Origin of the sequence: Jeotgalicoccus huakuii (assembly GCF_036665975.1) — a bacterium.
GTDB classification, from domain to species: domain Bacteria; phylum Bacillota; class Bacilli; order Staphylococcales; family Salinicoccaceae; genus Jeotgalicoccus; species Jeotgalicoccus marinus.
In genome coordinates this window covers 82120-88297 of sequence record NZ_JAVIYN010000010.1, presented here as the reverse complement: position 1 = coordinate 88297, position 6178 = coordinate 82120, and the positions used below count along the sequence as shown (strand labels likewise).

Annotated in this window: 7 protein-coding genes; 5 read left to right on the top strand and 2 right to left on the bottom strand. The window is 34.9% G+C overall.

The genetic code is table 11. The annotated features are described in order from the left end of the window. Positions 1-22: 22 nt before the first annotated feature. A complete protein-coding gene (locus V6E76_RS06880) occupies positions 23-868 on the bottom strand; it encodes a helix-turn-helix domain-containing protein (RefSeq protein WP_247351611.1) in 846 nt (281 codons plus the stop codon). Between the two features lie 95 nt (positions 869-963). Here V6E76_RS06880 and rnz point away from each other — a divergent pair, with 95 nt between their 5' ends. After that, positions 964-1890, top strand: a complete 927-nt coding sequence (gene rnz / locus V6E76_RS06875) for a ribonuclease Z (protein WP_026866355.1) — start codon at positions 964-966, stop codon at positions 1888-1890. Here the strand turns inward: rnz and V6E76_RS06870 are convergent. Continuing rightward, positions 1841-2785 carry an alpha/beta hydrolase gene (locus V6E76_RS06870; protein ID WP_247351608.1) on the bottom strand — a complete coding sequence of 315 codons (945 nt, stop codon included), beginning with the start codon at positions 2783-2785 and terminating at the stop codon, positions 1841-1843. The two genes, rnz and V6E76_RS06870, sit on opposite strands and share 50 nt — an antisense overlap. Positions 2786-2905: 120 nt before the next feature. Between V6E76_RS06870 and V6E76_RS06865 the strand changes: the two genes are divergently transcribed. From V6E76_RS06865 to deoB, 4 genes are all read left to right on the top strand, one after another. Next, complete coding sequence (locus tag V6E76_RS06865) at positions 2906-3451, top strand: NUDIX hydrolase (RefSeq protein WP_247351606.1); 546 nt, start codon at positions 2906-2908, stop codon at positions 3449-3451. Positions 3452-3532: 81 nt separating this feature from the next. Then, on the top strand, positions 3533-3991 hold the full coding sequence (gene fur / locus V6E76_RS06860; RefSeq protein ID WP_247351603.1) for a ferric iron uptake transcriptional regulator: 459 nt from the start codon (positions 3533-3535) through the stop codon (positions 3989-3991). Continuing rightward, on the top strand, positions 3984-4871 hold the full coding sequence (gene xerD, locus V6E76_RS06855) for a site-specific tyrosine recombinase XerD (RefSeq protein WP_247351601.1): 888 nt from the start codon (positions 3984-3986) through the stop codon (positions 4869-4871). Before fur ends, xerD begins: the two co-directional genes overlap by 8 nt. Positions 4872-4880: 9 nt before the next feature. Further along, positions 4881-6053, top strand: coding sequence for a phosphopentomutase (deoB, locus tag V6E76_RS06850; protein WP_247351598.1), 1173 nt, complete (start codon positions 4881-4883; stop codon positions 6051-6053). Positions 6054-6178: the final 125 nt, after the last annotated feature.

Below are 6178 nucleotides of genomic sequence, written 5' to 3'. Positions count from 1 at the left end.
CTTAATGTACGGTTCTTTAATTTTAATCATCGATTGCTTGCCAAACTTGAATTTTGGTTGTTGGATTCTCAATTTCATAAGTATGTTTGATTAACTCTAATGAGAAGTCACAAGTCAAATTGACATCTTCTTTAAAGTGCCAACGTCGAAAGATGTATTTATAGACATCCTCAATTACTGTTGAAGGATATCCTTTGGTGTCAAAAATCTCGTAGTACATAGATTCAGTGTAAGTTTCATCAAACGGTGTATTTTGATTACTTGTAACCCCGACAAATATTTCCATTTCATCATCAATCGTTCTTTCCTGAACAAAGATACCTTTTATAAATCCATCATTGTATTTCAATAATTCATCAATTAATCCGTCTCTTTCAAGGACTCTCAAAAATTTATGCTTATACTCTGGACGGTAGGTATTTAGGTCGAAGTATTGAGCAATACCAGTGATTCTAAAACTTTCTACAAAACTTCGATATGATGGGTACTTTGGTTTTTTTGATGGTACAACTTCAAAAGCAATTTGCTCAAGTTGATCCATCTCTTTAAAATAACGATCTGTTTCATGCACTGATATCCCAAATGTCTTTTTGTACAGCACCTTAAATTTCTCTAAATCTCTATAGCCATAGTACTTAACTATATCAATTAACCGACGGTGCCCCTCATAAACTTCAAAAGAAATCTCAGTTAGACGACGTTTTTCCTGATATTCAGCAGGCGTCATACCAACTAAGGAAGTAAAAATAGTGAGAAAAGACTTTGGTTCTACTCCCATCTTATCTAGTACATCTGAAAAATCTATATTCTCTCTTAAATGATCTTCTATGTATACAATAAATCTTTCTACAAATCTAATAGTTTCCATATTATCACCTTTTTTAAATTGCTCATCATACCACCTAATATCATACCATAAGTCATATTGTGATATAATTAAACAAGAAAAATTGAGGTGTCAAAATGAGATTAACTGTTCTTGGATCCGGTGCAGGCTTACCATCAAAAGATAGAAATACACAGAGCATTATTATAAACTGTGTTAGCGAATATAATGAATATATCCTTATCGATGCTGGAGAAGCCTTACAACACCAGATTCTTCATACACATATAAAGCCCGCTAAAATCAAAAATATTTTTATAACACATCTACATGGCGATCACATATTCGGCTTGCCAGGTTTTTTATCGTCTAGGGCATTTCAGGGTGGGGCAGATATTCCTTTAACAATCTATGGACCAAAAGGGTTGGCTGAATGGTTAGAAGTTACATTTAGATTGTCTGAGAGCACTTTAAACTACCCGTTAACGATTATCGAAGTTGAAGATAAGGCTAACTACGATATAAATGGCTTTACTGTCACTGTACACGCTTTAGATCATGGCATTGAGTCCTACGCTTATTTCTTTAATGAGCACGACAAGTTAGGCGGCTTGAACAAGGATAAGTTGCTTGACCTTGGCATTAAACCTGGCCCCATATATGGACACATAAAAGCTAGTGAAACGTTCACCTTTGACGATGTTACTTATCAGTCCAAAGATTTCATTGGCGAAGATATTAAAGGCATAAAAATCGCTGTTCATGGGGATACGAGACTTATAAATAATCCACTTTATTTAGCTGATTTGTACCAAGCAAATCTTATTGTCCATGAAGCCACATTTTTAAATAATGAAATAGAAAAAGCACATGATTATTTCCATTCGGAATTAAATCAAGTGCTCCAAAATTTTAAAGATTTAAATTATCAACAGCTAGTGTTTGTTCATATTAGCAGCCGGTATACCGATCAGGATATCGAAGTTGTTAAATCACAATTACCTGACAACGTCTTTATTGCTCATGATTACTTCGAACTTCCCATCCCGCGTACTGTTCAATAAAGGATTGAACAGTGCTGCGGTATTTTTTTTGATTGCGGTTAAATGATTCTACATGATCGCCGCGTTCTGGATACCAAGCTTTTTTTGGTCCTTTCTTCTTTTTATATAGGGCTAAGGTAGATTCATACGGAATGAATTTGTCTTTTTTAGAGTGAATGAACAAAATGGGCTGCTCAATCTGATCGATGACTTTAATAGGTGAGAGTTCATAAATACTATAGTGGCTTCTAAGTTTAAGTATCAGATAGGTAAAGAACAAGACAGGTGCGGTGGCAGTCTTAGATATTGATTGATAGACAGATGTTAATTGCTCACTAAAGCGAGCAAATGACGCATCTGAAATGTAAAATTCTGCTTCATTAGAAAGCTCTCCTGCATAGAGTAACATTGTTGCAGCACCCATAGATTCACCATGAATACCGAAGCGAATATCTGACCCATATGTTTTCTTCAATCTTTCTATAACAGATTCTAAATCAAATTTTTCATAATACCCATAAGTTGAATCTATTCCACCAGTTTGCCCGTGCCTTCTAGCATCATAAACTACACAATTGTAGCCCATATCTGTAAACATATGTACATACTTACTTGAACTTATGCTGTTTTCAGATACACCATGTAGGAGGACCATCCAGTGATTCGTCTCATGTGGGCGGTAAAAGGTCGAGTGAATGTCGTAACCAAATTTAGATGGTATTTTTACTTCATCCTTTGGCATATTCTTTAAGACTTCTAAATTCATTCTCTTACCGCGTGTTTCTCTTCTGATTATGATTTCAATTTCTCTTAATTTGAAAAACATAATCTGACTTGATGCATAATAAGCAACAGAAGTTAGTATAGTTAACACTGATAAAATCAATATAAAAAACCAGGATTTATACTGTTTCAAATTCTTACCTCCTCACATTTCACAACAATTATTATATCATCACTTTTAGGAATATAAATTTTTATTTTTTGACAGGTATTGTGATATATTTATATTAACTTTTACAAGGTAGGGATTATTATGACGGATGAACATTTAATTGAAAAAACAAAATCAGCGGAAGATATCTACCAAGGTAAAATCATCGATGTAAAAAAACTAACCGCAGAACTTCCTGATGGCAGTGAAGCTTTTAGAGAAGTCGTCTATCATAAAGGTGCTGTTGCACTAATCGTATCGGATGATACATCAATGTACTTTGTTCGCCAATTTAGAATATCTACAGATGAAGTACTGTTAGAAGTACCTGCTGGTAAAGTCGAAACAGGCGAACACCCTGATGACACAGCAAAAAAAGAGCTCAAGGAGGAAACAGGTGCAACGGCAGAATCATTAGATAAATTATATGAATTTTATGTTTCTCCTGGTTTTTCTAATGAACTGATTCATTTATATCGAACAAAAAATGTTTCATTTGATAATATGGAACTTGAAGATGATGAATTTCTAGATCTCGTAAAAATACCTTTTAAAGAACTAAAAACACGTATGCATAACGGTGAATTTAGAGATGGAAAAACTTTAGTTGCAGTTCACCATGTGCTCGCCGAAAAAGGTTATTTATAATAATTCTAAATAGTATTGAAAATCTTTCTCAATCATGTATAATTGTTATAAATAAGAAATTGAAATTAAGTAGGTGCTGTTGTGGAAAAACGAATAGAGAGAATTAAAGAAGCATTGCATGAAGCTCGCTATAAATTAACTCCACAGCGTGAAGTGACTGTGAGAGTCTTATTAGAAAACGAAAGCTCACATTTAAGTGCTGAAGATGTATTTATGAAAGTAAAAGATAAGTACCCTGAAATTGGACTAGCGACAGTTTATCGTACCTTAGAATTATTAAATGAATTAAATGTACTAGATAAGGTGAATTTTGGAGATGGTGTCGCACGATATGATCTTCGTAAAGAAGGTGCGAAACATTTTCATCATCACTTAATCTGTACACAATGTGGCTCAGTGGAAGAAGTAGAAGAAGATTTACTACCTGAGGTTGAGAAGATTATCGCTCATGAATTTAACTTCCATGTTATCGATCACCGTTTAACTTTCCATGGTATTTGCAGAAACTGTCAGGAGAGAGATGGCGGTAGTCATGTTTAAAACGCATATTGAAGAATATTTAAGGTATTTGAAAATAGAAAAAGGCCTGAGTGATGCCTCTATATCTTCCTATAACCAAGATTTAAAAAAGTATAGTCAATTTTTAGAAGATCAAAATGTTACGAGAGTAGACTCAATTACTGCAGAGACTCTCGTATCTTTTTTGCAGTTTTTGACGTCAGAAAATAAGAGTGCCAAAACAATCAGACGTATGCAATCGACCTTAAAGAACTTTCATCAGTTTTTACAAATTGAACGCATCACTGAAAATAATCCGGCACTCCGTTTACAAACACCGAGAGAAGAAAAAGCATTGCCAGTCGTCTTAACGATTGAAGAGATGGAACGTTTATTGCAGTCACCAGACCAAACCACTCAAGGTATTAGAGATAATGCGATGATGGAGCTGTTGTACGCTAGTGGGCTCAGAGTAAGTGAACTGATTAATTTAAATATATCTGATTTAAATTTAGAAATGGGCTTTATACATGTTTATGGTAAGGGTGAAAAAGAAAGAATTGTCCCCACGACAGAATATGTTGCAAAAAAATTAACGAATTACATAAAAAATTACAGACTTAAGTTGCTAAAAGACGAAAATATCGATACACTTTTTTTAACGAATCGTGGGAAAGGTTTCACGAGACAAGGCTTGTGGAAAACAATTAAAAAGTATGTCAGAGAGAGCGGCATTGATAAGAATATAACACCGCATACTTTTAGACATTCCTTTGCGACACATTTAATTGAAAATGGGGCGGATTTAAGAGCGGTTCAAGAAATGCTCGGACACTCTGACATTTCAACAACACAAATCTATACTCAAATTTCTGCAGGAAAAATTAGAGAGATGTATAAGCAGTTTCATCCAAGAAAGTAGGTAAATTTCATGTTTAAGAAAATTCATTTAATCGTGCTAGATTCAGTTGGAATTGGAGAAGCACCAGATGCTAAAGATTTTGGAGATGAGGGCACACATACCTTACGTCACACTTTAGAATCTCATCCAAACACTTTGCCAAACCTCGCACAACTTGGTTTAGGTAATATCGATGACCTACCCGGTGTAGATCAAGTTGATCAAACAACAGGTTTTTATACAAAAATGCAGGAAGTATCAAAAGGTAAAGATACAATGACTGGCCACTGGGAAATTGCTGGTTTAAATATTGATACAGCTTTTAAAGTATATCCAGATGGTTTCTCTAACGAGTTACTAGACAAAATTAAAGAAGCAACAGGTCGTGGCATTGTCGGTAATAAGCCTGCTTCAGGTACGGATATTATTGAAGAGTTTGGGGAACACCAAATTGAAACAGGTGACCTGATTATCTATACGTCAAATGACCCAGTACTTCAAATCGCAGCAAACGAAGAAGTGATTCCACTTGAAGAACTTTATGATATCTGTGAAAAAGTACGTGAGATGACAAAAGATCCTGAATTCTTAGTCGGCAGAGTTATCGCGCGTCCATTTGTTGGTAAGAAAAAAGGTGAGTTCAAACGCACAGAAAATCGTCATGACTATGCCCTTAAACCATTTGGACAAACTGTCTTAAACGCTCTAAAAGATGAAGGTAAGGATGTCATTGCGATTGGTAAGATTAATGATATCTTTACAGGTAGTGGTATCACTGACTTCGTACGTACTAAAAACAATAATGATGGTGTGGATAAGCTACTTTCTGTTATGGACAGAGATTTTGATGGTTTATCATTCTTAAACCTAGTGGATTTCGACGCTGAATACGGTCATAGAAGAGATCCTGTTGGTTACAGTAATGCCCTAAAAGCATTCGACGACCGTTTACCTGAAATTATATCTAAATTAGGTGAAGATGAGTTACTCATCATCACTGCAGACCATGGTAATGATCCGACTTATACTGGTACAGATCATACTAGGGAATATGTACCACTATTAATCACTTCAGGTAAAGACTTGAATTACGGTGAAATTAATCAGTGCCAAACATTTTCTAACATCGCTGCAACGATTGCAGAAAATTTCGATGTTGACTATCAAACACACGGTGAAAGCTTCCTTGGGGAACTGAAATAATGAACAAGGCAAAATACATTATTTTCTTTGGCATACTATTGATGTGTCTAATCTGGGGATTTGTTTACTGGTTTGTAATTGTATAAATAGAGAAGAGGCTGGGACAAAACCATCTTTTTCATAAA

What these genes read in the sequence shown, in the direction of transcription:
- V6E76_RS06880 (WP_247351611.1), bottom strand. Translation starts at nt 868, where the DNA reads ATGGAAACTATTAGATTTGTAGAAAGATTTATTGTATACATAGAAGAT.
- rnz (WP_026866355.1), top strand. Translation starts at nt 964, where the DNA reads ATGAGATTAACTGTTCTTGGATCCGGTGCAGGCTTACCATCAAAAGAT.
- V6E76_RS06865 (WP_247351606.1), top strand. Translation starts at nt 2,906, where the DNA reads ATGACGGATGAACATTTAATTGAAAAAACAAAATCAGCGGAAGATATC.
- xerD (WP_247351601.1), top strand. Translation starts at nt 3,984, where the DNA reads ATGTTTAAAACGCATATTGAAGAATATTTAAGGTATTTGAAAATAGAA.
- deoB (WP_247351598.1), top strand. Translation starts at nt 4,881, where the DNA reads ATGTTTAAGAAAATTCATTTAATCGTGCTAGATTCAGTTGGAATTGGA.